A 704-nucleotide genomic window follows, 5' to 3' on the forward strand; every position below is an offset into this window, starting at 1 on the left:
CCGGAGGCGAGGATGTTCGCGGTGGGCCGGTTTCCGTTGCCGTTGGTGGGTTCGGGGGCTTCGGCGAGGTGGTAGATGCCTTTGAGGAGCCCGTTGATGTCGAGGTTTTCGGGTTCGGCGGGTTGGGTGATGGGTTCGTTGTAGACGGTGAGGTAGTACATCACGTTCCGGTCTTCGCCGGTGTCGGTGCCCTCGGTGTGGGGTCCGTACATTTGTTCGAGGCCGTGGCGGATGATGTGGCCGATTTCGTAGCCGTAGGCGGGGTCGTAGGTGCGTACGGCGGGGTTGGTGGAGGCCAGGAGGGGGGAGTGTCCGTCGGCGTGTTGGAGTCCTTCGCCGGTGAGGGTGGTCCGTCCTGCGGTGGCGCCGATGATGAACCCGCGGGTCATTTGGTCCGCGGCGGCCCAGAACGAGTCGCCGGTGCGTTGGAAGCCGAACATGGAGTAGAACACGTAGATCGGGACCAGGGGTTCGCCGTGGGTGGCGTAGGAGGTGCCGGCGGCGGTGAAGGCTGCGACGGCGCCGGCTTCGTTGATGCCGGGGTGGATCAGTTGGCCTGCGGGGGATTCTTTGTAGGCCAGGACGAGGTCGCGGTCCACGGAGAGGTAGTTCTGGCCTTTGGGGTTGTAGATTTTCGCGGTCGGGAAGAACGCGTCCATGCCGAAGGTGCGTGATTCGTCAGGGACGACGGGCACGAACCGGGC

At 64.9% G+C, this 704-nt stretch carries 1 pseudogene; it reads right to left on the bottom strand.

Going from position 1 to position 704, the window contains the following annotated elements:
- Nucleotides 1-704: pseudogene (locus tag IEY62_RS21610) on the bottom strand (pyruvate dehydrogenase (acetyl-transferring), homodimeric type); the annotation flags it as partial.

The organism is Paenarthrobacter histidinolovorans (assembly GCF_014647595.1).
In the GTDB taxonomy this organism is placed as follows: domain Bacteria; phylum Actinomycetota; class Actinomycetes; order Actinomycetales; family Micrococcaceae; genus Arthrobacter; species Arthrobacter histidinolovorans.